The sequence below is a fragment of the Catellatospora paridis genome (assembly GCF_009720365.1).
In the GTDB taxonomy this organism is placed as follows: Bacteria; Actinomycetota; Actinomycetes; order Mycobacteriales; family Micromonosporaceae; genus Catellatospora; species Catellatospora paridis.
On sequence record NZ_ML769312.1, the window covers coordinates 1,021,679 to 1,044,432 of the forward strand.

Annotated in this window: 24 protein-coding genes; 15 read left to right on the forward strand and 9 right to left on the reverse strand. The window is 72.3% G+C overall.

All coding sequences use genetic code 11. The features are described from left to right. Positions 1 to 58: 58 nt before the first annotated feature. A complete protein-coding gene (locus tag F9C41_RS04640) occupies positions 59 to 364 on the forward strand; it encodes a hypothetical protein (RefSeq protein WP_155385294.1) in 306 nt (101 codons plus the stop codon). A 36-nt stretch (positions 365 to 400) separates the two neighbouring features. On the opposite strand, the gene F9C41_RS04645 is transcribed toward F9C41_RS04640, so the two are convergent. Further along, entirely contained in the window at positions 401 to 1,288 is an 888-nt protein-coding gene (locus F9C41_RS04645; protein ID WP_155385295.1) for a LysR family transcriptional regulator ArgP, read from the reverse strand. Positions 1,289 to 1,359: 71 nt separating this feature from the next. Between F9C41_RS04645 and F9C41_RS04650 the strand changes: the two genes are divergently transcribed. From F9C41_RS04650 to F9C41_RS04685, 8 genes are all read left to right on the forward strand, one after another. After that, positions 1,360 to 1,956: a LysE/ArgO family amino acid transporter gene (locus tag F9C41_RS04650; protein ID WP_155385296.1), complete on the forward strand. Its 597-nt coding sequence runs from the start codon at positions 1,360 to 1,362 to the stop codon at positions 1,954 to 1,956. A 213-nt stretch (positions 1,957 to 2,169) separates the two neighbouring features. After that, entirely contained in the window at positions 2,170 to 3,693 is a 1,524-nt protein-coding gene (locus F9C41_RS04655; RefSeq protein WP_155385297.1) for a catalase, read from the forward strand. A 155-nt stretch (positions 3,694 to 3,848) separates the two neighbouring features. Next, positions 3,849 to 4,193: a PEP-utilizing enzyme gene (locus F9C41_RS04660; protein WP_155385298.1), complete on the forward strand. Its 345-nt coding sequence runs from the start codon at positions 3,849 to 3,851 to the stop codon at positions 4,191 to 4,193. Continuing rightward, positions 4,193 to 4,789 (forward strand): hypothetical protein, encoded by a 597-nt coding sequence (locus F9C41_RS04665; protein WP_155385299.1) that lies wholly within the window; start codon positions 4,193 to 4,195, stop codon positions 4,787 to 4,789. Before F9C41_RS04660 ends, F9C41_RS04665 begins: the two co-directional genes overlap by 1 nt. A gap of 68 nt (positions 4,790 to 4,857) precedes the next feature. Further along, entirely contained in the window at positions 4,858 to 5,280 is a 423-nt protein-coding gene (locus F9C41_RS04670; RefSeq protein WP_155385300.1) for a hypothetical protein, read from the forward strand. Positions 5,281 to 5,326: 46 nt separating this feature from the next. Next, positions 5,327 to 6,061, forward strand: coding sequence for an SGNH/GDSL hydrolase family protein (locus F9C41_RS04675; RefSeq protein WP_155385301.1), 735 nt, complete (start codon positions 5,327 to 5,329; stop codon positions 6,059 to 6,061). A gap of 83 nt (positions 6,062 to 6,144) precedes the next feature. After that, positions 6,145 to 6,474: an STAS domain-containing protein gene (locus tag F9C41_RS04680; RefSeq protein WP_196279613.1), complete on the forward strand. Its 330-nt coding sequence runs from the start codon at positions 6,145 to 6,147 to the stop codon at positions 6,472 to 6,474. Then, positions 6,464 to 6,868, forward strand: coding sequence for an ATP-binding protein (locus F9C41_RS04685; protein ID WP_155385303.1), 405 nt, complete (start codon positions 6,464 to 6,466; stop codon positions 6,866 to 6,868). Before F9C41_RS04680 ends, F9C41_RS04685 begins: the two co-directional genes overlap by 11 nt. A 15-nt stretch (positions 6,869 to 6,883) precedes the next feature. Here the strand turns inward: F9C41_RS04685 and F9C41_RS04690 are convergent, their stop codons facing one another. Both F9C41_RS04690 and F9C41_RS04695 read right to left on the reverse strand, forming a co-directional pair. Next, positions 6,884 to 8,425: a PP2C family protein-serine/threonine phosphatase gene (locus F9C41_RS04690; protein ID WP_230689291.1), complete on the reverse strand. Its 1,542-nt coding sequence runs from the start codon at positions 8,423 to 8,425 to the stop codon at positions 6,884 to 6,886. Positions 8,426 to 8,909: 484 nt separating this feature from the next. Then, the gene (locus F9C41_RS04695) at positions 8,910 to 9,434 is read right to left on the reverse strand and encodes a beta-class carbonic anhydrase (protein WP_330164736.1); all 525 of its coding nucleotides are present in this window, start codon (positions 9,432 to 9,434) and stop codon (positions 8,910 to 8,912) included. A gap of 134 nt (positions 9,435 to 9,568) precedes the next feature. Here F9C41_RS04695 and F9C41_RS04700 point away from each other — a divergent pair, with 134 nt between their 5' ends. From F9C41_RS04700 to F9C41_RS04710, 3 genes are read left to right on the forward strand one after another with little or no spacing between them, the layout of a single operon-like run. Then, positions 9,569 to 10,393: an ABC transporter permease gene (locus F9C41_RS04700; RefSeq protein WP_230689292.1), complete on the forward strand. Its 825-nt coding sequence runs from the start codon at positions 9,569 to 9,571 to the stop codon at positions 10,391 to 10,393. Positions 10,394 to 10,421: 28 nt separating this feature from the next. After that, on the forward strand, positions 10,422 to 11,471 hold the full coding sequence (locus F9C41_RS04705; RefSeq protein WP_230689293.1) for a taurine ABC transporter substrate-binding protein: 1,050 nt from the start codon (positions 10,422 to 10,424) through the stop codon (positions 11,469 to 11,471). Then, a complete protein-coding gene (locus F9C41_RS04710; protein WP_155385304.1) occupies positions 11,455 to 12,255 on the forward strand; it encodes an ABC transporter ATP-binding protein in 801 nt (266 codons plus the stop codon). The genes F9C41_RS04705 and F9C41_RS04710 overlap by 17 nt, the downstream gene beginning before the upstream one ends. Before the next feature lie 64 nt (positions 12,256 to 12,319). Here F9C41_RS04710 and F9C41_RS04715 read toward each other — a convergent pair whose 3' ends face one another. After that, positions 12,320 to 13,405 (reverse strand): FAD-dependent oxidoreductase, encoded by a 1,086-nt coding sequence (locus F9C41_RS04715; protein WP_155385305.1) that lies wholly within the window; start codon positions 13,403 to 13,405, stop codon positions 12,320 to 12,322. 124 nt (positions 13,406 to 13,529) lie between these two features. Further along, positions 13,530 to 15,470 (reverse strand): AfsR/SARP family transcriptional regulator, encoded by a 1,941-nt coding sequence (locus F9C41_RS04720; protein WP_155385306.1) that lies wholly within the window; start codon positions 15,468 to 15,470, stop codon positions 13,530 to 13,532. Positions 15,471 to 15,550: 80 nt separating this feature from the next. Between F9C41_RS04720 and F9C41_RS04725 the strand changes: the two genes are divergently transcribed. Further along, a complete protein-coding gene (locus F9C41_RS04725) occupies positions 15,551 to 16,429 on the forward strand; it encodes an alpha/beta fold hydrolase (protein ID WP_155385307.1) in 879 nt (292 codons plus the stop codon). Positions 16,430 to 16,517: 88 nt separating this feature from the next. Here the strand turns inward: F9C41_RS04725 and F9C41_RS04730 are convergent, their stop codons facing one another. The 4 genes from F9C41_RS04730 to metX all read right to left on the reverse strand — a co-directional run bounded on the left by F9C41_RS04730 (position 16,518) and on the right by metX (position 20,802). Next, the gene (locus F9C41_RS04730) at positions 16,518 to 17,591 is read right to left on the reverse strand and encodes an LLM class flavin-dependent oxidoreductase (RefSeq protein ID WP_155385308.1); all 1,074 of its coding nucleotides are present in this window, start codon (positions 17,589 to 17,591) and stop codon (positions 16,518 to 16,520) included. 176 nt (positions 17,592 to 17,767) lie between these two features. Next, positions 17,768 to 18,250: a CoA-binding protein gene (locus F9C41_RS04735; protein ID WP_155385309.1), complete on the reverse strand. Its 483-nt coding sequence runs from the start codon at positions 18,248 to 18,250 to the stop codon at positions 17,768 to 17,770. A 4-nt stretch (positions 18,251 to 18,254) separates the two neighbouring features. Next, entirely contained in the window at positions 18,255 to 19,574 is a 1,320-nt protein-coding gene (locus F9C41_RS04740) for an O-acetylhomoserine aminocarboxypropyltransferase/cysteine synthase family protein (RefSeq protein WP_155385310.1), read from the reverse strand. A 19-nt stretch (positions 19,575 to 19,593) separates the two neighbouring features. Then, positions 19,594 to 20,802, reverse strand: a complete 1,209-nt coding sequence (metX, locus tag F9C41_RS04745) for a homoserine O-acetyltransferase MetX (protein ID WP_155385311.1) — start codon at positions 20,800 to 20,802, stop codon at positions 19,594 to 19,596. Positions 20,803 to 20,885: 83 nt separating this feature from the next. Here metX and F9C41_RS04750 point away from each other — a divergent pair, with 83 nt between their 5' ends. Both F9C41_RS04750 and F9C41_RS04755 read left to right on the forward strand, forming a co-directional pair. Next, positions 20,886 to 21,434, forward strand: coding sequence for an OsmC family protein (locus F9C41_RS04750; protein ID WP_155385312.1), 549 nt, complete (start codon positions 20,886 to 20,888; stop codon positions 21,432 to 21,434). Between the two features lie 37 nt (positions 21,435 to 21,471). Next, on the forward strand, positions 21,472 to 22,680 hold the full coding sequence (locus tag F9C41_RS04755; protein ID WP_269058899.1) for an NAD(P)-binding domain-containing protein: 1,209 nt from the start codon (positions 21,472 to 21,474) through the stop codon (positions 22,678 to 22,680). The last annotated feature ends 74 nt before the right edge of the window (positions 22,681 to 22,754 follow it).

Sequence of the window (22,754 nt, forward strand, 5' to 3'; positions counted from 1 at the left end):
CATTCCCACAGGTGCCTGGCAAGTTGAGCGACCTTGACGGCCCGCGCACACTTGGCGGGTGGGTGTCGAGGTGGCAGCGCTCGTGGACTTGCTGGGTGAGGTGCGGGCGTGGCTGGCCCGGCCGGACAACGACTTCTCCTGGTCGTCCTTCCTGGACGCCGACGCCGCGCTCGTCGAGCTGGACGGGCTGACCGAACGGGTCCGCGCCGAGGGCAGGGTGCCGTTCGCGCTGTCGGTGCTGTTCGCCCCGACCGGCCCGATCCAGGAGGTGGCGCTGTCCAGCGGCTGGGGCGACGAGTTCCTCACCCTCGCCGAACGCTTCGACGCCGCTGCCGCCGCCGGGGGCGAAGATCCACCAGCCTAGGGTTTTCCGGTTGCCGACGGCTGCCCCGCTCGGCCGTCAGCGCAGCGCCTCGGCCGCGGTCGCCTGCACGGCGGTGGTGAGCGCGGCGAGGGCGACCGACTCCAGCCGCCAGTGCTGCCAGTACAGCGGCACGCTCAGGCGGCTGCCCGGCGCCAGTTCCCGGTATCGGCCTGCGGCCAGGTCGGCGTCCGCGACCTGCTCGGGCACCATGCCCCAGCCCAGGCCCAGCCGGATGGCCTCGTCGAACGCGGTCACCGACGGCACGTAGTGGATCGGCGGGTCCGGCTCCTTGCGGGTCAGCGTGCGCAGGAAGCGGTGCTGGAGCTGGTCCTTGCGGTTGAGCACCAGCATCGGCGCGTCGGCGAGTGCCCGCGGGGTGACCCCGTCGGCGAACCAGTCGGCGTACATGGCCGGCGCCGCGACGGCCCGGTAATGCATCGCGCCCAGCCGTTGCGAGCGACAGCCCTGCACAGGCACGTTCTGTGCGGTGACCGCGGCCATCACGGTGCCGCTGCGCAGCAGCTCGGCGGTGTGCTCCTGGTCGTCCTGATGGACGTCGAACAGCAGCCGCAGCCCCGGGGGCACCGCCGCGAGCGCGGGCATGAACCAGGTCGCGAGGGAGTCGGCGTTGACGACGATGGCGGCCCTGGTCCAGGTGCCGCCGCGGCCGCCGCGGGCGGTGTCCAGGGCTTCGCGTTCGAGCAGCGCGATCTGCCCGGCCAGGCGCAGCAAGGGCTCGCCGGCCTCGGTGGCCCGGCACGGCTTGCCGCGGCGGACCAGGATCTGACCGGCGGCCTGCTCCAGCGCCTTGATCCGCTGGCTGACCGCGGACGGGGTCAGGTTGAGCACCCTGGCGGCAGCGTCGAAGCTGCCCTCGCGTACGACGGCGGCGAACGTCTCCAGCTGTGCCGAGTCAAGTGTCACATAAGCGATGCTAATGGTTCTTAAGAAACATTAGCTGGAGTGTATCCGGAAAGGGCCGTACCGTCGAGAACATGATCACTTCGCTGCTCGCCGGTTTCACGTCCGCCCTGGCGCTGATCGTGGCCATCGGCAGCCAGAACGCCTTCGTGCTGCGCCAGGGCCTGCGCCGGGAGCACGTGCTGCCGGTCGTGGTGACCTGCGCGGCCGCCGACGCGCTGCTGATCGCGGCCGGGGTCGGCGGGCTCGGCTCGCTCGTCGCCGACCGTCCCGGCCTGCTCGCGGTGATCCGCTGGGGCGGGGCCGCGTTCCTGCTCGGATACGCCGTGCTGGCGGCCCGGCGCGCGCTGCGGCCCGGCCGGCTCGACCCGCGCGACGCGGTGGGCACGCCGCTGCGCGCCACCCTGCTGACCTGCCTGGCGTTCACGTTCCTCAACCCGCACGTGTACCTCGACACGGTGCTGCTGCTCGGCGGCCTGGCCCTGCGCGACCCCAGCCGGTGGCTGTTCGCGGCCGGTGCGGCGCTGGCCAGCGTGGTCTGGTTCACCGCGCTCGGCGCGGGAGCGCACCGGCTGGCCCCGGTCCTGGCCCGGCCCGTGACGTGGCGAGTGCTCGACGCCGTGATCGCGGTGACGATGGCCCTCATCGCGGTCAGGCTGCTGGCCGGCTGAGCCGCCGAGCGCGGGCGTGTCGCGGCCGACGCGCAGCACCCGGGGACGTGATGTGGTCACGTCGCCGCAGAGATGCATCATCTCGGGCAAAATGGGTAACCGAGAGCGAAGAAGATCTCCGGGAAGCCGTGCGCCCGATCGCTGCCGCGAGCGGTCCGAAAGGTCCGCGCGCCGCCTGGCGTGGGCGCCCGTGAGGGAAAGGAACACTCTCCGATGACCGCACAAGACCGCCGTCCCACGACGACGGATGCCGGCATCCCCGTCGCCAGCGACGAGCACTCGCTGACCGTCGGCCCGGACGGTCCCCTGCTCCTGCAGGACCACTACCTGCTCGAGCAGATGGCCAACTTCAACCGCGAGCGCATCCCGGAGCGCCAGCCGCATGCCAAGGGCGGTGGGGCGTTCGGGACGTTCGAGGTGACGCAGGACCGCAGCGCCCATACCCGGGCCGGGGTGTTCCAGCCGGGTGCGAAGACCGACGTGCTCATCCGGTTCTCGACCGTCGCCGGGGAGCGCGGTAGCCCGGACACCTGGCGCGACCCGCGAGGTTTCGCGGTCAAGTTCTACACCGGCGAAGGCAATCTGGACATCGTCGGCAACAACACGCCCGTCTTCTTCATCCGGGACCCGCTCAAGTTCCAGCACTTCATCCGGTCCCAGAAGCGCCGGGCGGACAACAACCTGCGCGACCACGACATGCAGTGGGACTTCTGGACACTGTCGCCGGAGTCGGCGCACCAGGTCACCTGGCTGATGGGCGACCGCGGCATTCCGCGCAGCTGGCGGCACATGAACGGCTACAGCAGCCACACCTACATGTGGATCAACGCGCGGGGCGAGCGGTTCTGGGTCAAGTACCACTTCAAGACCGACCAGGGCATCGAGTTCTTCACCCAGGACGAGGGCGACCAGATGGCGTCCGCGGACACCGACTACCACCAGCGGGACCTCTACCAGCACATCGCCGCCGGCGAGTTCCCGAGCTGGACCCTGCACGTGCAGATCATGCCGTTCGAGGACGCCAAGACCTACCGGTTCAACCCGTTCGACCTCACCAAGGTGTGGCCGCACGGCGACTACCCGCTGCACGAGGTCGGCCGGATGACGCTGAACCGCAACGTGTCCGACTACCACACCGAGATCGAGCAGGCCGCGTTCGAGCCCAACAACCTCGTCGCGGGGACCGGGCTGTCGCCGGACAAGATGCTGCTCGCCCGCGGGTTCAGCTACGCCGACGCGCACCGGGCCCGGCTCGGCGTGAACTACAAGCAGATCCCGGTGAACGCGCCCAAGGTGCCGGTACACAGCTACTCCAAGGACGGCGCGATGCGCGTCGTCAACGTGTCCGATCCGGTGTACGCGCCGAACTCCTACGGCGGCCCGCAGGCGCAACCGGGGCTGACCGACGACGGCGGGCTCTGGTATTCCGACGGCGAGATGGTCCGCGCGGCATACACCCTGCGGCCTGACGACGACGACTGGGGACAGGCCGGGACGATGGTCCGCGAGGTGCTCGACGACGCGGCCCGGCAGCGGCTGGTAGACAACATCGTCGGGCACCTGCTCAACGGGGTGAGCGAGCCGGTGCTGGAGCGGGCGTTCCAGTACTGGCACAACGTCGACAAGGAACTCGGCGACCGGATCGAGGCCGGCGTCCGCGCCAAGCAGGGCGAGAAGGATCCGAAGGCCGCCAAGCAGGGCAACCCCGCCCGCACCAGCATGCAGCAGAAGGCCTGACCAAGGTCTGCGCGGTACGGCGACACGGCCGGCATCGCCTCCACGGCTCGTTGACAAACATTCCGTGGAAAGCGATGCTGGCCGCATGCCGGGCCCGGTCAGCGCCCCCGGCGAATGATCGCTTGACGGCCCGACCCCGGCGAGGACGACGACGCATGACCGATCCGACGCCTGACGTCGTCACCGGTGTGCCCAGCAGCCCCGGCCGGGCCAGCGGGCCCGCGAGAGTGGTGCGGTCCCTCGCCGACTTCGCCCGCGTGCGGCCCGGCGATGTGCTCGTCTGCCGGACCACCGATCCGGCCTGGACTCCCCTGTTCCGGCTCGCCGCCGCCGTCGTCGCCGAGACCGGTGGGCTGCTCAGCCACGCGGCGATCGTCGCCCGCGAGTACCGGATCCCCGCCGTGGTCGGCGCCTCCGGCGCGATGACCCGGCTGGTCGACGGAGCACGCATCTCCGTCGACGGCACGCTCGGCACCGTCGCGGCGGACGAGACACCCTGATGCCCCACCCGTCGTCCCCGGACCTGCTGGTGCTGCACGCCGTCCGGCTCAAGGGATTCGCCGAGACCGACGCCCTCGCCGCCCGCTTCGGCCTGGACGCCGCGCAGGCCCACGAGGACCTGCTCGACGCCGAGGCGTACGGGTGGGTCACCCGGGCCGCCTTCGCCGGCTTGAAGGGCTGGTCGCTGACCGAGGCGGGCCGCCGCCGCAACGAGACCGGGCTGCGGGAGGAACTCGACCGGGTCGGCGCCCGCGAGCCCGTCGCCGCCGTCCACGACGACTTCCTCCCGCTCAACGGGCAGGCGACCCAGGCCTTCACGGCCTGGCAGCTCGGATCCATGGCCGCCCCAGCGCCCGCGCCCACCGGCGACGTCCTCGGGCAGCTCGCCGGGATCGCGGACGGCCTCCACCCGCTGGAGCAGCGGCTGACCGCGCACCTGATTCGGTTCGACGGCTACCACCGCCGCTTCGCCGGTGCGCTCGCCCGTGCCGCGGCCGATCCGGTGTGGATCACCGGCATGGAGGTCGACTCCTGCCACCGGATCTGGTTCGAGCTCCACGAAGACCTCATCGCGACCCTCGGTATCTCCCGCTAGGCGAGCGGCCCCGGCGGCGGGTCGGTCAGTTGACTGTGCGGTGGCGAGCCGACGGTTAATCTTCCCGCGTGGACTTCCTGGAGCTGCGCGCCGTCGTGCCTGGACCACGCGCCTTCCTCGACGGCGTCGACCCCACGACGGGCGAGCAGGTCCACACGACCATCTACAGCGGACACGTCAGCCTGGCTCGATCCACGGCCTTCCGCGGTGCGGTGCGCCTCGACGACCTGCAGGAGATCTCGGTCTTCCTGCCGGACAGCCTGCCCTACCCGCAGCCGCCGCCGGCACTGTCGGTGGAACTCAGCGTGCGCCGTTTCCGCAGCACCGCCAACATCGCCGCGGTGCACGTCGGCGCGTGCGACGAGCGCATCGAGGTGGCGGCCGACCCGCGCGGCGGCGAACGCTGCTGGCTGCGGCTGACCTTCCGGACGCCGATCTACTCCCACGACCTCGTGGAGATCAACTACCGGGTGACGGCCCAGTCCCGGTGAACGCCGCGTGGACGACCGCGTCTGGGCCGCTGTTAGCATCCGCGGCATGGGCCAGATCGCCGTACGTGCCAGCCGTCCCCTCGCGTATGCGCTGGCACCGGTACTGATCACGCAGGGCGTCCGGGTCCGCCGCCGGACCCCCGTGCTGCCCGAGGCCGGCGGCGACCGGCACGGCGTCGAGGGCGCCGGACCCCGCGAAACACTGGCGGTGCTGCTGCTCGGCGAGTCGACCGCCGCCGGTGTCGGCGTGTCCGAGCAGTCCGACGGGCTGGCCCCCGCACTGGCCGCGGGCCTGGCCCGGCACAGCGGACGCCAGGTGACCTGGCGAGTCGCCGCGCGGACCGGGTCGAACGCCCGGCAGGCGTTGCGTGGCCTGCTGCCACCGGTGTCCGGCGACTCATACGACGTCGTGGTGGTCGCGCTCGGCGTCAACGACGTGCTGGAGATGCGGTCGGCGCGAGCGTGGCAGCGGGACGTCACCGCGCTTGTCACGGCGCTCGAAAGGTGCTTGCGCCCGGGCGGTCGCGTCGTTCTGGCCGGTGTTCCGGATCTCTCCGGATTCCCGTCGCTGCCCCAGCCGACGCGAGCGGTGCTGGCGAGGCACGCGCGGCACCTCGATCTTCGCCTCGATCGGGTCGCCGCGGCCGCACCGTCCACGGTCCACGTGCCCTCACCGCGGATCGACAGCCCCGACCTCTACGCCGAGGACGGTTTCCACCCCAGCGCCGCGGGTTATCGCATGTGGGCGGACCACCTCATGAACGCCACCACAACTGCCTGAACCGCGGCTGGGGTGGTGCGTTCCCGGTGCCGAGGTGCAAGGATGTCGTGACCGGTCGCTGCAGCTATGTGGGTGGTGAAGTGGTGCCGTTCCGTTTCAGCACGGAGCCGCTGTCAGACCGCGTCGTGCTGCGCCTGGTCGGCGACTGCGACCGGTCCAGTCTGCTGGAACTGCAGCAGGCGATCAGGTCCGCGCTGGCGGAACACCCCGCGGTGCAGCTCGACCTCACCGCCGTCGGCTTCCTCGACTCCAGCGGCATCCACGCCATGGTCACCGGATACCGCCACGCCACGCAGCACGGACGCACTCTGTACCTCACCGGAGCCAGCGGCCTGGTCTCCCACGTGCTGAAACTGACCGGAGTCGCCGAACTGCTGGCCCCACCGACCCCTGGACACGGCCATGAGCACTGAGCCGCCCACCTTCGCCGCCGAACCGCACCGCATCGCCTACCACGAGCCCGGCGACCTGGGGACGCTGCGCACCTACGTCACCTCGTACGCGGAACGGGCGGGCCTGCCGCCGTCCCGCTCCGGGCTGCTGGCGCTCGCCGTCAGCGAGCTGGCCACCAACACCCTGATGTACACGGCCGGCGGCGGCACCATGGTGCTGTGGGCGGAGCCTGGCGAGATCGTCTGCGAGCTGCACGATCAGGGCCCCGTCGACGTCCGGCCGGCGGCGGCCCGGATGCCGGCGGCGGACGCGCCCAGCGGGCGTGGGCTGGCGCTCGTGGACGAGGTCTGCGACGAGGTCCGCACATACAGCACCGCCCAGGCGACCGTGGTCCAGGTGCGGATGCGGCTGTGATCGGCGACCGGCCGGTCAGCGCCGGATGCGGGCGGCCAGGACGCAGGTGTCGTCGTGCGGGTTCGGCGGCGGCAGCAGCGTGGTCAGTGGATGTGCGGCGTCGCCACTGAGGACCGACAGGGCCCGGGTCACCTCGTGCATCGTCTGGTCCTCGTCGTCGGCGCGCCGTTCGATCAGGCCGTCGGTGTAGAGCAGCAGCACGTCCTGCGGGCGCAGCCGTACCTGTCCCTGCGGGTATTCGGCCCGCGCCGAGGCGCCCAGCAGCAGGCCGTCCAGCCAGGGCAGCGGCCGGGCGGCACCGGCGCTGCCGAGCAGCGGCAGGGGGTGACCGGCCCGCGCCCAGACCAGCGTGCCGTCCGCGGGGTCGTACACCGCGATGACGGCGGTGGCGGTGGTGTTCAGCTGCAGGCACAGCGTGTTCATGTGGCGCAGCAGCTGTGCCGGGTCGCCGATGCCGACGGAGGTCCACGCGGTCAGCGAGTAGCGCAGGTGGGCCATGGCGGTGGCCGCTGGCAGGCCGTGCCCGACCACGTCGCCGACGGCCAGCAGCACCTGGCCCGCCGGCAGGGTGAGGGCGTGGTACCAGTCGCCGCCGACGCGTACGGAGTTCTCGGCCGGCAGGTAGCGCACCAGCGCCTGCAGGCAGCCCAGGTCGATGACGTCCTCGGGCACCGGCTGGATGATCTGCTGCAGGCGGCCGGCCAGCCGGTGCTCGGCCAGCATGGTCAGCTCCTGGGTGTGCAACTGCTCACGGAGCCGGTCCATCGCGGTGCGGGTCGTCTCCCGCGCGGTCACGTCCTGCACGACGCCGTACACCTTCACCGGGTGACCGGCCGGGTCGCGCGCGATGTCGGCGACCAGCCGCAGGTGCTTGATCTCGTCCCCGATGCGCACGCGCAGGGTCAGGTCGGAGATCGTGCCGCTGTCGAGGATCTGCCAGGCCGTCTCGCGCAGCGGCTGGTCCTCCGCGATGATCATGTCGGCTTGTGCTCGGCGGCTCAGCGGGCCGAGTGCCGGATCGCGCTCGAAGATCCGATACATGCCCGGGGACCAGGTCGTCTCGCCGGTGCTCAGGTCGGTCTCGCCCCAGCCCAGGCTGCCCAGGGTTTCGGTCTGTTCGAGCCGGCGCAGGTCCTCGTCCAGGCGCTGCCAGTAGACCAGCAGACCGCCGCAGGCCCGGTGCACCGTGATGTCGAACAGCGACGTCGCGACGATGCCGCGCTGGTCGGCGGTGTATCTGAAGTCCGGCAACCGGCCGGGCTCACCGTCGGCCAGCACCTGGTGGTACAGCTGCCACAACGGCTCCCCCACCAGCATGGGATACAGCTCCGCCATCGTGCGGCCGACCCGGTCCTGGCCGCTGCGCCCGCCGACGTCGTCGGCGCGTGAGCCGACCGCGGCGATCCGGAAGTCGCTCACCGTTCCGGCGGCGTCGAGCACCGGCAGCAGCCAGCTGCAGCTGGCGGGAAGGCCGGACAGCAACTCCCGCACGAACGGTGTCGCCGTCTCGCCGGAGAGCAGGCCCGAGGGCTCCGGCGCTTCGCCGGTCACGATCACGCCGCCTCCTCCGCATCGCCCGGTGGCCCCCAGAGCGTAGCGGTGCCGTCGGCACGCGGCGCTCGCCGAACAGGCCGCAATCGCCAAGCTGACGCCTTGTCCTGCGGGCCGGGCGCCACCGGGGCGGGCGCATCAGCGGTCACACCAGCCACACTCCGGGTGCCGCAGAGCGGTGACCACGGTCTCATAGCCGCACTCACCGTAGATGCTCCGACTACTTTCAGTGAAAGAATCTTGGCCCAGGCCTGGACACCCGCAGGTCAGGCGACATAACGTTTCGACCAGTGGCGCGACGCTCGATGAAGGCCCTGGGGGTCCCAGCGGGCCGGCCCGGCCGGAGAACTCTTTCCGGTTGGTGGCGCCGAGCGAAGTGCACAGGGGGATGGGTGGACAGATGCCGTTGGGGGACGGCGTCCACCCGCACAGTGAAGGCCGGCGGTCGCTGACGGGGGTGAGCGACCGCCGGCCACACTGTGCGCACCACTCAGGCAGGCGCGACTTCGCGCAGACCACCGGTTCTCACGTCGTAGACGAACCCACGGACCGAGTCCTTCACCGGGATGAACGGGTCGGCGAGGATCCGCCGCACCGACTGGCGCACGTCGTCGTCGAGGTCGGTGAACGCCTCCGAGTCCCAGGGCGGCCGGATGCCGGTCTCCTTGGCGATGCCGTCCTTGAGTCCGTCGTCGGTGAAGGTCAGCATGCCGCAGTCGGTGTGGTGGATCAGCACGATCTCGCGCGTGCCGAGCAGCCGCTGGCTGATGGCCAGACTGCGCAGCTCGTCGGCGGTCACCACACCCCCGGCATTGCGGATCACGTGCGCATCGCCTTCCTCCAGCCCGAGCAGTCCGTACGGGTTGAGCCGGGCGTCCATGCAGGCGAGCACCGCCACTCCGCGGGCGGGCGGCAGCGGCAGGTCGCCTCTGGTGAACTCGCGCTCGTAACGCTGGGCGTTTACCAGCAGTTCGTCGGTCACCGACATCTCGCGCTCCATCCGATAGTCGTTCATCCCTCAGCTCGAAGCTAGACCCACTATCCCGATAGGCAAAGTATGCATTTGAGGTACCCGCGGCGCTCGTCGCCGCATCCCACTATGTAATTCATACTTGACCGATAGGATATGTAGGCATCAGGCTTCGTGGCGTGTCCGCTTCCACCGTCGCCACGGCCATGTCGACCTCGCGCCGCTGGCGCACCGCCACACTGCGGGCCGGCGCCGTCGTCGTGTTCGTCACCGTGTGGTGGGCGGTGGCAGCGGCCGAGATCTGGCCGCCGGTGTTCGTGCCCTCGCCGCAATCGGTCTGGCAGCAATTCCTCGACACCTCGGGTCTCCGTGACACCGCCCGGCCGGGCTGGGCCGGGTACACCCTCGGTGAGCACCTGTGGGCCAGCCTGCGGCGGATGGCGCTGGGGTGCGCCTACGGCATCAGCGGCGGACTGCTGCTGGGCCTGCTGATCGGCCTGCTGCCCGCCGCGGACGCCGTGCTCGGCCCGGCCGTGACGTTCCTGCGCACGCTGCCGCCGCTGGCCTACCTCAGCCTGCTGGTCATCTGGTTCGGCATCGACGAGTCGCCGAAGGTGTGGCTGCTGCTGCTGGCCGCACTGCCGCCGGTGGCCGTCGCCACCGCCGACGCGGTGCGCGGCGTGCCCGCCGACTACCTTCATGCCGCCCGTTCGCTGGGCACCGGTCGAGCCCAGCTGCCGTGGCGGGTGCTGCTGCCGGCCGCCGCCCCGGAGATCCTCACCGGCGTACGGCTGGCCGTCGGCGTCGCGTACACCACGGTCGTGGCCGCCGAGACGATCAACGGCGTGCCCGGCATCGGCGGGATGATCCGCGACGCCCAGCGCTACAACCAGACCGACGTCGTCGTGCTCGGCATCATCCTCATCGGCCTGTCCGGCCTGGCCTTCGACGGCCTGCTCCAACTCGCCCAGCGCCGGCTCACCCCGTGGCGCGGACGCGTCTAGATCCCCACCTACGATCGAAAGGACTCCCGTGACACACCTTGTGGACCGCCGCCGCCTGCTGCTCGGCGCTCTCGGACTGGCCGCGGCGCCGGCGCTGGCGGCCTGCACCGGCGACCCCGACCCCTCCCCCGGCACCGGCGGCGCGCCGGCGCAGCTGCGCATCGGCTACCAGCTCATCCCTAACGGCGACCTGATCGTCAAGGACCTCGGCTGGCTGGAGGCCGCCCTGCCCGGCACCACCGTGGTGTGGAGCAAGTTCGACTCCGGCGGCGACGTGAACACCGCGATCCTGGCCGGCAGCCTCGACATCGGCCTGGCCGGCAGCAGCCCCGTGGCTCGCGGCCTGGCCGCGCCGCTGAACATCCCGTACGCCGTGCCGTGGATCTTCGATGTGATCGGCGACAACGAGTCGCTGGTCGTCAAGCCGGGCATCGCCGACCTGGCGGGCCTGGCCGGCAAGAAGGTCGCCACGCCGTTCTCGTCCACATCGCACTACAGCCTGCTGGCCGCCCTGGCCGGGGCGGGTGTGCCCGAATCCAGCGTGAAGATCATCGACCTGGAGCCGCCGGAGATCCAGGCGGCCTGGCAGCGCGGCGACATCGACGGCGCGTACGTGTGGACCCCGGTCCTGGCCGAACTGCGCAAGACCGGAAAGGTGCTGATCACCAGCCGCGAGCTGGCCGGCAAGGGCAAGCTGACCGCCGACCTGGCCGTGGTGCGCACCGCGTTCCTGCAGCAGCACCCGCAGGTCATCAAGACCTGGATCCAGCAGCAGGACCGCGCCGTCAAGCTGGTCCGCAGCGACAAGACCGCCGCCGCGCAGGCCATCAGCCGCCAGCTCAACCTCGACGCCGACGAGGCCGGGGCGCAGCTGTCCGAACTGGTCCTGCTCGACGCCGCCGAGCAGGCCGGCGCCGACTACCTGGGCACCCCCGCCGCGCCCGGCAAGCTGGCCGAGAACCTGCACGACGCCGCCGGGTTCCTCGTCGCGCAGGGCAAACTGCCCGCGGCGCCTGGCCTCGACGCCTACCGCAAGGGCCTGGCCGTGCAGGCGCTCGCCGATGCCGGCGCAGCCTGACCTCGCGGCCGTGCCCGACAGCGCCACCGCCACCGCGGTGGCGCTGTCCGCGGTGCGGCACGAGTACCGCTCCGGCGGCCGGCGCATCCTCGCCCTCGACGGGATCGACCTGCGGCTGGCGGCGGGTGAGTCGCTGGCCGTGGTCGGCCCGTCCGGCTGCGGCAAGAGCACCCTGCTCCGGATGATCGCCGGTTTCCTGCGCCCGTCACGCGGCGAGATCAGGGTCGGCGGTGCAACGGTCACCCGCCCCGGGCCCGATCGCGGCGTGGTGTTCCAGCAGCCGCGGCTGTTCCCGTGGCTGTCCGTGCACGGCAACGTCGCCTACGGCCTGCGCGAAGCCGGCGTGCCCCGCCGCGCCCGGCGCGAACGCGTCGAGGAACTGCTCGGCCTGGTCGGCCTCGGCGACGTCGGCGCGCTGCGGCCGTACGAGCTGTCCGGCGGTATGCAGCAGCGCGCCGCGATCGCCCGCGCCCTGGCCCCCGACCCCGCGATCCTGCTGCTCGACGAACCGTTTGCGGCACTGGACGCGCTCACCCGCGAGCGGCTGCAGGAGGAGCTGCGCGCCATCTGGCTGCGCACCGGCAAGACGCTGGTTCTGGTGACCCACAGCGTCGACGAGGCGGCGCTGCTCGGCAGCCGGATCATCGTGCTCAGCCCGCGGCCGGGCACGGTCGTGCTGGACGAGCAGTCGGCGCTGCCACGGGTCGAGCATGCCCGCGACGTGCCGGAGTTCGCGGCCCTGCGCTCACGGATCCTGCAGGCGGTGGGCGCCCCCCGAAGCTGACGGGTCGCTGTCGCGGTCCTGCCGCCCTCGTCCACGGCGGTGCGGCAGGCCTGCCCGGCAGCGATCACCTGGCGCCCAGCGCGAACCGCTGCGGCACGCGCTGCCCCGCCACCAGGTCCGCGGCGATCCGGCCGATCAGCGGCGCGAACTTGAATCCGTGCCCGGAGAACCCGGCCAGCACGGTGACCGCCCCGTGGCGGTCGAGGACGAAGTCGTGGTCGGGAGTGATCGTGTAGAGACACGTCGACGCGACCGCCCCGGTGGGGTCGACCCCGGGGACCCACTTCTCGGCGTACGCCACCACCTGCGCCAGCGCGACCGGATCCACGGTCCGGTCGCGGTGGTCGGCGTCGACCTGCGGGCCCACGCCGTGGAAGCCCGCCTTCACGCCGTCGACGCTGCCCAGGCCGTAGGCGCCCGGCTCGGACCCGGTCGTGCCCCGGTAGTGCAGGAAACTGGGCCACGACAGCGGATCGGCCGCCGGGAAGTGCACCGGCTGCTCCTGTGTGACCCGCAGCGTGGGCAGGCCGGGCACCGTGCGGGCGACCAGGTCCGGCGCCCAGCCGCCCACGGCCAGCACGACGGCGTCGGCGACGAACACCTCCCCCACGTCCGTGACGACCTCGACCCGGTCGTCGCGCGTCGGCGTCACCGACGCCACCCGCACACCGTGCCGGACGTCCACTCCGGACTTCGCGGCCACCTGCTGGAACGCCGCGGTGGCACGGTCGGCGTGCACTCGGCCCGCCTCCGGATGGAACAGCACGTGCTCGTCGAAACGCAGCCCGGGCCAGCGCTCGGCCGCCGCCGCCGGGTGCAGGATCTCGCAGGGCCGCCCGGCCGCGCGCAGCGCCGCCTCGATCGCCTCGACCTGCTCCCGCGGCCCGTGGTCGACGGCGCCGACCAGGTCCAGGAGCTCCTGCCCGGACTCCTGTTCCAGCTCCCGCCACAGGGGCAGGGCCCGCGCCGCCAGGTCGACGTAGAACGGGTCCGGATAGGCCAGCCGGAAGATCCGCGAGCTGCCGTGGGAACTGCCGCGGTCATGGCCCGGCCCGAACTGTTCGAGCAGGGTGACCTGGGCGTGCCGGGACAGGGTCCGGGCGGCCGCCGATCCCATCACGCCACCGCCGACGACCAGCACGTTGCGCATACCGCCACCTGGGCTTCCTCGCGCGACACCGACCGGGTCCCGCGATCAAGGGCATCGAAGCGCCAACGGTAGCGCGCGGGGCGTGATCCTGTCGCAAGTGGTACCGGCAGACCGGGCCCTGCGGTCACCGGCCGAGGAGCGCATTCAGGTCGGCGAGATGGCGTGACACGGGTCCGACGGTGAGCATGCCCGAACCGGCTCCGGCCAGCTCGTCCGCCGCGGGCAGCAGCGCGGCGTGGGCCCGGGCCGCCGACACCCGGTCGCCCAGGGCCACCGCGGCCTGGGCGGTCAGGCACCACAGGGCCTCGGACAGCAGGTCGTGCGGGGGACGCGGGGTGCGCCGCAGTGCCCGGGCGGCGGCCCTGCGGTCGCGCGTCAGCAGCACCAGCGGCAGCGCCCAGGGTTCGTACGGCCCCCAGTCGGCGTCGCCCACCGGCTCCCACGGTTCGTCCCGGGAGACCCGCAGGCACAGCAGCGCCAGTGGCAGCAGGCCGTGTTCGACGCCGGGCATGCCCCCGCCGTGCAGCCGGTCCGCGGCCCGGCCGTAGGCGTCCTCTGCCACCTGGAGCGGCGCGCCTCCCGCCGCCAGGCGCATCGCCCGGTACCACTCGGTGAACACGCCGGCCAGTGGCCGCTCGTGCCGGTCGGCGAGCTGCTCGGCGGCTGTGGCGTGGCGGTCCGCGCCCGTGAAGTCGGCCAGGGCGCCGCGGGCCTGCATCCGGATGAGGTGGCCGAGGATCTCGAAGGTGGCCAGGCCGTGCCGGGCGGACAGGGTGACCAGTTCGGCGCCGATGCCGTCGCGGCGCGGGGCCAGACCGGTGTGCTGGAACGTCTGCATGTAGACGCCGTTGAGGGCGAACGCGAGCAGGGCCGGGTCGCCGAGGCGGCGTGCGAGGTGCTCGGCCTGCTGGGCGGCCTGCGGACCGCGTGGTTCGGGGGTGCCGCGCGACTCGATCGCGACGGTGGCGAGCAGGCGGGCCCGTGCGGCGTCGCCGGTGTCGGGGGTGAGTGCGGCCAGGGTGCGTTCGGCTACGGCCACGACCTGCGCCGACTGGTCCGGGTCGTCGGAGCGGGTCCAGATGGCGGGCACGTCGTATCCGCCGATGATGCGGGCGGTCAGTTCCGGGTCGCCGAGCTGCTCGGCGGCGGTGATGGCGGCCAGGCGCTGGTCGCGGGCCGCGGCGACGCCGCCGGCGACGGCGAGGCCGCGCAGCACGCCGACCGTCGATTCGAGCCGGGTACGGGCCCCGGGTGCGAGCGCGCGGTCATAGGCGGCGGTGGCGTCGGCCCAGAGCTGTGCCGCGGGGTCGGCCCCGGGCGCTTCCTGCTGGCGCAGGATGTCGGTCTCCAGTTGCCGCAGCCGTGGCCCCGGGTCGAGGCCGAGCTGTTCGGAGAGCCGACTGCGCGCGCGCCGGAGCACGGCCAGGGCGTCGCCTTGCCGGCCGGTGCGGTACAGGGCCAGTGCGAGCAGCCGCCAGGCGTCCTCGCGCCAGGGGTGTTCGGTGGCGTGGGCGTCGAGGTCCGGCACGGCGTCGGCGGAGCGGCCCATGGCGATCATCGCCTCGGCGCGGCGTTCGATCGCGGTCAGGCGCAGTTCCTGCAGCCGGGAGCGTTCCGCGCGGGCCCAGGTCGCGTCTTCGAAGTCGGCGTAGGCCGGTCCGCGCCACCAGGCCAGGGCCGTGTCGAGCCGGACGGCGGCCTGCGGCGGTGTTTCGGCGGCGGCGGTGGTCAGGGCCTGTTCGAACCGCCAGGCGTCGACCGCGTCCGGTGCGGCGCGCAGGGCGTATCCGGGACCTTCGGTGACCAGCAGCCGGGCGGGTCGGCGGGGTGGACGGTCGGGTTCGAGCGCGCGGCGCAGCGCGGCGACGAAGGTGCGCACCGTGGCGACGGCACCCGGTGCGGGGTCGTCCCAGAGGTCGTCGACCAGGCGGGTGACGGGCACGACCCGGCCGCGGGCGATGACCAGGCGGGCCAGCACGGCCCGGTGCCGGGGGCCTTTCACGTCGACGGGCTCGCCGGCGCCGTCCCAGGCGACGACGGGGCCGAGGACCCCGATGCCGACCACGGGTCGAACATACCGCACTCATCCAGCGCTCATCGGTGCCCGGCACGCTGGGCAAACCGACGATCACGAGGAGCACAGCGATGGCGTACGCCATGCCCGGTTTCGATTATCAGCGCGTCACGGTCGACGACGACGTGGCGCTGAACGTGGCGGTGGGCGGTTCCGGCAGCCCGGTCGTGCTGCTGCACGGTTTCCCGCAGACCCACCTGATGTGGCGGCACGTCGCCGCGGACCTGGCCGCCGATCACACCGTGATCTGCCCCGACCTGCGCGGATACGGGGCCAGCGACAAACCCGCCGAGCACGGCCCACACACCTATGCCAAGCGGACCATGGCCGCCGACGTGGTGGCGCTGGCGCGGGCGCTCGGCCATGAGCGGTTCGCGCTGGCCGGGCACGACCGCGGCGCACTGGTCGCGGTGCGAGCGGGGCTGGACCATCCGCACGCGGTCACCCGGCTCGCCGCGCTGGACGTGCTGCCGACCCTGGACATGTGGGACGTCCTGCACGGCGCGCAGGCGGCCGTGGCGTTCCACCTGTACCTGATGGCCCAGCCGCCCGGCCTGCCCGAACAGATGATCGGCGCGAGCGCGGACGCGTTCTTCGGGCACTTCCTGGACGTCTGGACCCGCGATCCGCAGGCCATCCCGTCGGAGATCCGCGCGGAGTACCTGCGGGCGTCGCGGGAGGCGGTGCCCTCGATCGTGGCCGACTACCGCGCCTCGGCGGGCATCGACGTCGAGCACGACCGGGTCGACCGGACCGCCGGGCGGCGGCTGGCCATGCCGGTCACGGTCATCCAGCAGGACTGGGGTGCCGCGCTGGGCTACGACGCGGCGGCGGTGTGGCGCGCGTGGGCCCCGGACCTGCGCCACCACATCACCTCGGCGGGGCACTTCATGGCCGAGGAGGCGCCAGCCGAGGTCGTCGGCGCGCTGCGCGCGCTGCTCGACCGCTAGCGTCCGGGGCCGCTGCGCGCCGAGGAGACCGGGCACGGTGCGGGGCCGGTCCCGCACCGTGCCGTGGCGGCACTCCGGTCCCGGGTTGTCACGCCGAGGTGCGCACCAGCGGCAGCACGTGCTCGCCGACCCGGCGGGCCTCCTCCAGGTGCGGCCAGGCCGACAGGATGAACTCGTCGACGCCCAGGGCGGCGTACTCGCTGATCCGCTCGGCGACCTCGGCGTAGCTGCCGACCAAGGCCGTGCCCGCGCCTTCGCGGACCAGACCCACCCCGGCCCACAGGTTCGGCGCGATGACCAGGCTGTCCGCCCGGCCGCCGTGCAGGGCCGCCATGCGGGCCTGGCCGACCGACTCCATCCGGGCGAACCGCTGCTGCGCGGCGGCGATGCGTTCCGGGTCCATGCCCGACAGGAGCCGGTCGGCCTCGGCCCAGGCCTGCTCGGCGGTGGGCCGGGCGATCACGTGGATGCGCAGGCCCAGCCGCAGGGCACGGCCGTGCTCGGCGGCCAGGGCGCGCATCCGGGCGGCCCGCTCGCCGATCGCGGCCGGCGGCTCGCCCCACATCAGGTACACGTCCGACAGGCGCGCGGCGACCTGCTCGGCGGCCGCCGACGCGCCGCCGAAGTAGATCGGCGGGGCCGGGTCGAGTGCCCGGCCGAAGCCGCCGGCCTCGACGCGGTAGTGGTCGCCCTGGTAGTCGAACCGCTCCCCCGCCCAGCAGCGCCGGATGACGTCCAGGCATTCCGCGGTGCGGCTGTAGCGCTCGCCGTGGTCGAGGAAGTCGCCGTACGCCCGCTGCTCGGCGCCGTCGCCGCCGGTGACGGCGTTGAGGGCCAGCCGCCCGCCGGACATCGCCTGGAACGCCTCGGCCTGCTGGGCGACCAGCGTGGGCAGCGCGAACCCGGTCCGGAACGCGACCAGCAGCTTGAGCCGCTCGGTGTGCTGGGCGACGGCGGCGCATACGATCCACGGGTCCGGGCAGGCCGCGCCGACCGGGGTCAGCGCGGCGGTGAAGCCGGACTGCTCGGCGGCGCGGGCGACGTCGGCGAGGTAGCCGATCGACGCCGTGCGGGCGTGCCGGGCCGCACCCGCCGCCACCGTGGCCGAGCCGACCTCGGTGCCGTCGCCCGAGGTGGGCAGGAACCAGTGGAACTGCGTCATCCGTGTTCTCCTCGCTCACCGGTCGGCTCATTCCTACATTTCCGACCGGCCTGCTAGCTTATGCGCTCGGCACGGCGCGCGGAAGATCGCCGGGGCGCAGCGTGGCTCAGCCCGGGCTTTCGTGCGCGAAGTCGACGCCGCCGCGGTGGTCCCCGGCGCCCCAGGTCAGCCGCCGCCTACTGGAGCCCGGACCGCACCGAGGTGACGCGTCGGGTGTTGAAGCCGAGCCAGTGCATACGGCCCAGGTAGCGCGCGTGCTCGATCTTGAGGCAGCGGTCCACGATCACGTCCAGGCCGCCGTCCTCGGCGATCCGCGCGCCCTCGGCGTTGACGACGCCGAACTGGCACCACAGGGCCCCGGCCTGGATCTCCACGGCCTCGCGGGCGATGCCCGGCAGTGCGTCCGGCGCGCGGAAGACGTTCACCACGTCCACCGGCACCGGCACCTCGCGCAGGCTCGGATAGCTCTGCTGCCCGAGGATCTCGGTCTCGCGGGGGTTCACCGGGATCACCCGGTAGCCGTGCCGCTGGAGGTAGTAGCCGACGAAGAAGCTGGCGCGCAGCTGGTTGCTCGACAGGCCCACCACGGCGATCGTCCTGGCGGTGTGCAGCACCCGCTGGATCGTCGCGGTGTCCTGGTAAGGACTGAGGTCGGTCATCGCGTCACCTCCTGGCCGCAGCCGCGGCCACGTGGGAGAAACCCTGCTCCAGGTCCCAGATCAGATCGTCGACGGACTCGGTGCCCACCGACAGTCGCACCGTGCCCGGCGCGACGCCGGCCGCCCGCAGCTCGTCATCGCCGAGCTGCCGGTGCGTCGTGCTCGCCGGGTGGATGATCAGGCTCTTCGCGTCGCCGACGTTGGCCAGGTGGGACCAGAGGGTCACACCCCGGATGAGGTCCTGGCCGCCGGCCCGCCCGCCCACGCAGTCGAACGAGAAGACCGCGCCCGCGCCCCGCGGTAGGTACTTGCGCACCAGCGGCTGGTGCCTGCTGGCGGGCAGCGCCGGATAGGTGACGTTGGCGGCCAGTTCGTGCGAATCCAGGAAGGCCGCGATCACCTGCGCGTTCTCGACGTGGCGCTGCATGCGCAGCGACAGCGTCTCCAGCCCTTGCAGGAACAGGAACGCGTTGAACGGCGCGAGCGCCGCGCCGAGGTCGCGCAGGGTCTCGGCGCGCAGTTTCATCAGGTATCCGTACGCGCCGAACGTCTCGTGGAACTGCAGGCCGTGGTAGGCCGGGGAGGGATCGGCGATCACCGGGAAGCGCCCGTTGGACCAGTCGAACGTGCCGGCCTCGACGACGACGCCGCCGATGCTGGTGCCGTGGCCGCCGATGAACTTCGTCGCGGAGTGGACCACGATGTCGGCGCCCCACTCGATCGGGCGGCACAGGTACGGCGTCGCGAACGTGTTGTCCACGATCAGCGGCAGGCCGTGCTCGTGCGCGATGGCCGCGACGGTCTCGATGTCCAGGACGTTGCCGGCCGGGTTGCCGATCGTCTCGCCGAAGAACGCCTTCGTGTTGGCGCGCACCGCCTTGCGCCACGCTTCCGGGTCGTCGGGGTCGACCCAGGTCAGTTCGACGTTCATCTTGCGCAGCAGGTGTTTGAGCTGGTTGACGGTCCCGCCGTACAGGGCCGAGGACGACACCAGGTGGTCGCCGGGTTCGAGCAGGGTGAACAGCGCGGCGGCCTGGGCGGCGATGCCGCTGGCGAACGCCACCGCGCCGCAGCCGCCTTCGAGGTTGGCGACGCGCTCCTCGAACACCGCGACGGTCGGATTCATGATCCGCGAGTAGGTGTTGCCGTACTCCTGGAGGTTGAAGTAGGCCGCCGCGGATTCCGGGTCTTCGAAGACGTAGCTGGTCGTCTGGAAGATCGGCACGGCGCGGGCGCCCGTGTTCGGGTCGGGCCGCTGCCCGGCGTGCAGTTGCCGCGTCTCGAACCCGAACGTGCGGTCCTGTTCGACGGGTCGGTCGGTCACGGATGCCTCTTCCTGCGCGTCATGCGGCTGCCTGCGCCTGCGCGAGGAAGCGGCGGATGATGGGGGTCTGCCGTGCCTCCTCCAGCAGGAAGCAGTCGTGCCCGTACGGGGCGTCGATCAGGTGGTACTCGACCGGTTTTCCGGAGGCGAGCAGGGCCTGCTCGATCTCGCGGGAGGCGGTCGGCGGGTACAGCCAGTCCGAGCTGAACGCGATCAGCAGCGTGCGTGCCGTGATGTCGCGCAGCGCCCGGGTGAGCGATCCGCCGTGCTGGCGGGCGAGGTCGAAGTAGGTCAGCGCCCGGGACAGATAGAGGTAGGTGTTGGCGTCGAAGCGTTTGACGAACGCGTCCGCCTGGTGGCGCAGGTAGTTCTCGATCTCGAACTCGGGTTCGCTGATGGTGTGGCGGATGTCGTCGGCGAACTGCAGCCGCCGGCCGAACTTGTCGTCCAGCGCCGGTGCGGACAGGTAGGTGATGTGGCCGACCATCCGCGCCAGGCCCATGCCGGCGTCGGGCGCCCGGCCGGTGCCGTGGTAGTGGCCGCCCTGCCAGGAGACGTCGCGCATGATGGCGTCCCGGGCGATCGCGTTCCAGGCCACGCCCTGCGGATGCAGCGCGTGCGTGCTGGCGATCGCGACGACCGCGTCGACCTGGTCGGGGTACAGGACCGCCCACTGCATCGCCTGCATGCCGCCGAGCGAACCGCCGGCCACCGCGGCGAGCCGGTCGATGCCGAGTTCGCCCAGGAAGGCGCGTTGCGTGCGGACCATGTCGGCGACGGTGACGACGGGGAAGTCCGATCCGTACGCCCGCCCGGTCACCGGGTCGGTCGAGGACGGGCCGGTGGTGCCGCGGCAGCCGCCGAGCACGTTGGTGGACACCACGAAGTACCGGTCGGTGTCGAACGCCTTGCCGGGGCCGATCATCCCGTCCCACCAGCCGAGCGCTCGGCCCGCCGCGCCGTCGCGGGCCTCGGCGGCGAAGCCGTCGCGGGTGCCCGCCTGCGCCGGTGTCGTGGCGTAGCCGGCCGCGTGGGCGTCGCCGCTGAGGGCGTGGCAGACCAGGATGACGTTGTCTCGTGCGGGTGACAGGGCGCCGTAGGTCTCGTACGCCACGCGGATCGGCCCGAAGTCGCGGCCACAGTCCAATCGGAGCAGTCCGGGCAGGTCGAGGTGCTGCGTGTCGACGCTGCCGACCGAGGCGGCGGGCAGGGCCGGGGGCGCGGTCATGGCTGGTCCTTGAAGGAGGGTCGGTGTAATGTCGTGTTGTCCGATAGGAATTATAGGATAACCATGGAGAGGGGTACGCCGACATGACCATCGTCGATAACGGCGTCAACGTCAAGGCACTGCTCGACGCCCGCGAGGTCCTCAAGGACGCCGCCGAAGCCGCCCAGTTCACCTGGCGCGCCACGTCCAAATGGCAGAAGGGCGTGCACAGCACCACGACGATCCAGAACTTCTTCGGCCTGGGCCAGGAGCAGAGCCACAAGGCCGAGGCCGTCTTCGACGCCGACCACCCCGAGGTGTTCGCGGCCGAGGACAACGGCATCACGCCGATCGAATACCTCCTGGTCGGCCTCGCGAGCTGCCTCACCGCAGGCGTGGCCTCGGTCGCGCAGAACCGCGGCATCCAGCTGCGCTCGGTCGAGTCCACCGTCGAGGGCAACCACGACATCCGCGGCATCCTCGGCGTCGACGGCGACGTCCGCAACGGCTTCAACAACATCAAGGTGACCTTCACCATCGACGCCGACGCCTCCCAGCAGGAGATCGAGGCGCTGGTCGCCCAGTCACAGAAGCGTTCGGCCGTCTTCGACGCGCTCACCAACCCCACCGACGTCACCGTCGAAGTCGCCTGAGGAGGGCCGGGCCATCGAGCGCGCCACCACGGTCGTCATCGGAGCGGGACACGCCGGCCTGGCCGCCAGCCGTTTCCTCGCCGGCCGTTCGATCGACCACGTCGTGCTCGAGCGCGGCGAGGTGGCCAACTCCTGGCGGCGGGAACGCTGGGACTCCCTGCGGCTGCTCACACCCAACTGGCAGACCCGCCTGCCGGGACAGCGCTACGACGGCCCGGACCCCGACGGCTACCAGACGATGGGCGAGGTGACCGCGTTCCTCGACGCCTACGCCACCGCCTCGGGGGCGCCGGTCCGCACCGGCACGAACGTCACCTCGCTACGGCGCGCCGACGGCGGATACGTCGCGACCACGAGCAACGGCCGGATCCATTGCCGCACGGTCGTCATCGCCAGCGGAGCCTGCAACCAGCCGACGGTTCCTCCGTTCGCCGAAGCCGTCCCCAAGACCGTCACGCGGCTGACCCCGTTCGACTACCGCGGCCCGGCCCAGCTTCCCGACGGCGGGGTGCTCGTCGTCGGCGCGTCGGCGACTGGAGTGCAGCTGGCGGCGGAGCTGCGCCGAGCGGGCCGGCCGGTGATCCTGTCGGTGGGCGAGCACGTACGCCTGCCGCGCACCTACCGCGGGCGCGACGTGCTGTGGTGGATGGACGCCTCGGGCCTGTGGGACCAGCGCTACGACGAAGTCGACGACCTCGCCCGGGCCCGGCGGCTGCCCTCGCCGCAGCTGGTCGGCACACCCGAGCGCACCACACTGGACCTCAACGCGCTCGCCGCCATGGGGGTCGAGCTCGTCGGCCGCCTGGCGGCGGTGCGCGACGGCCGGGCGCTGTTCTCCGGCGGTCTGCGCAACGTGTTCTCGCTCGCGGATCTGAAGTTGCGGCGGCTGCTGGACACGTTCGACGAGTGGGCCGCCGGTCGCGACATCGACGTCGACCCGCCCGAACGTTTCGCGCCGACCGCCGCGGCCGAGACCGCGCGACTCCAGCTGGACCTGCACAGCAGCGAGGTCCGCACGGTCCTGTGGGCGACCGGGTTCCGGCCCGACTACCGCTGGCTCGACGTGCCCGTCATCGACGCGAAGGGCCGGCTGACGCATGACGGCGGCGTGGTCGACAGCCCCGGGCTGTACGCGCTGGGGCTGCCCCTGCTGCGGCGGCGCAAGTCCACCTTCATCCACGGCATCGAAGACGACGCCCGTGACGTGATCGACCACCTCGCGCGCCACCTCGCCGCACCGAGATGATCTAACGCCCGCCTGGGCCAGGAGTGCGTGCGCCGAGCCGCCCCACCAGCCATGCCGAGGACTCGCGCAACGCC

Coding starts and splice junctions, on each gene's coding strand:
- F9C41_RS04650 (WP_155385296.1), top strand. CDS start 1,360: ATGATCACTTCGCTGCTCGCCGGTTTCACGTCCGCCCTGGCGCTGATC.
- F9C41_RS04655 (WP_155385297.1), top strand. CDS start 2,170: ATGACCGCACAAGACCGCCGTCCCACGACGACGGATGCCGGCATCCCC.
- F9C41_RS04660 (WP_155385298.1), top strand. CDS start 3,849: ATGACCGATCCGACGCCTGACGTCGTCACCGGTGTGCCCAGCAGCCCC.
- F9C41_RS04665 (WP_155385299.1), top strand. CDS start 4,193: ATGCCCCACCCGTCGTCCCCGGACCTGCTGGTGCTGCACGCCGTCCGG.
- F9C41_RS04675 (WP_155385301.1), top strand. CDS start 5,327: ATGGGCCAGATCGCCGTACGTGCCAGCCGTCCCCTCGCGTATGCGCTG.
- F9C41_RS04685 (WP_155385303.1), top strand. CDS start 6,464: ATGAGCACTGAGCCGCCCACCTTCGCCGCCGAACCGCACCGCATCGCC.
- F9C41_RS04695 (WP_330164736.1), bottom strand. CDS start 9,434: ATGAACGACTATCGGATGGAGCGCGAGATGTCGGTGACCGACGAACTG.
- F9C41_RS04710 (WP_155385304.1), top strand. CDS start 11,455: ATGCCGGCGCAGCCTGACCTCGCGGCCGTGCCCGACAGCGCCACCGCC.
- F9C41_RS04715 (WP_155385305.1), bottom strand. CDS start 13,405: ATGCGCAACGTGCTGGTCGTCGGCGGTGGCGTGATGGGATCGGCGGCC.
- F9C41_RS04725 (WP_155385307.1), top strand. CDS start 15,551: ATGGCGTACGCCATGCCCGGTTTCGATTATCAGCGCGTCACGGTCGAC.
- F9C41_RS04730 (WP_155385308.1), bottom strand. CDS start 17,591: ATGACGCAGTTCCACTGGTTCCTGCCCACCTCGGGCGACGGCACCGAG.
- F9C41_RS04735 (WP_155385309.1), bottom strand. CDS start 18,250: ATGACCGACCTCAGTCCTTACCAGGACACCGCGACGATCCAGCGGGTG.
- metX (WP_155385311.1), bottom strand. CDS start 20,802: ATGACCGCGCCCCCGGCCCTGCCCGCCGCCTCGGTCGGCAGCGTCGAC.
- F9C41_RS04750 (WP_155385312.1), top strand. CDS start 20,886: ATGACCATCGTCGATAACGGCGTCAACGTCAAGGCACTGCTCGACGCC.